The sequence below is a fragment of the uncultured Shewanella sp. genome, from assembly GCF_947495455.1.
Lineage (GTDB): Bacteria > Pseudomonadota > Gammaproteobacteria > Enterobacterales > Shewanellaceae > Shewanella.
In genome coordinates this window covers 1-604 of sequence record NZ_CANLZC010000245.1, presented here as the reverse complement: position 1 = coordinate 604, position 604 = coordinate 1, and the positions used below count along the sequence as shown (strand labels likewise).

Below are 604 nucleotides of genomic sequence, written 5' to 3'. Positions count from 1 at the left end.
GAGAATTGGCTAAAAATTATCACAGAGTTTGGTGCATTGTTTCATGGCCCTGTCGGTACCTTGCAAGAACTCAGTCGCTATTGTGAGCATTTAGATAAACGACGACGGCATTTTTCAAAATGTTGTCAATATATGCCTATAGGCTAGCACGCAGATTATTTCAAGATGTTAAGAGTCAAAAATTGGAACCTCAGCCTCATATTATAAAAGGCCAACTGAGTCGGTACTTTACACTTCAAAACTCACTCATTCCACTAATATTACTCTCCTTTATGATTCACTTTGCCAGATCGACAGCAGGCATGTAGGTTAAAAATCGTCAGGTTATGATTTGATAAATGCTGAACGTTGCTTTTGGGCTAAAATCTCAGTATGTTACTGATTAATAATAGCTGGCTATGAATTTGTTTTAGAACTCAGTCGCTATTGTGAGCATTTAGATAAACGACGACGGCATTTTTCAAAATGTTGTCAATATATGCCTATAGGCTAGCGCGCAGCTTATTTCAATATGTTAAGCGTTAAGGCCATGAACCTCAGCCTCATATTATAAAAGGCCAACTGAGTCGGTACTTTACACTTCAAAAATCACTCATTCCGCTAA

General features: G+C 37.9%; 1 pseudogene. It reads left to right on the top strand.

Annotation, left to right across the window (positions count from 1 at the left end):
- A pseudogene (locus Q0791_RS24965) lies at positions 1–147 on the top strand (transposase); the annotation flags it as partial.
- Between the last annotated feature and the right edge of the window lie 457 nt (positions 148–604).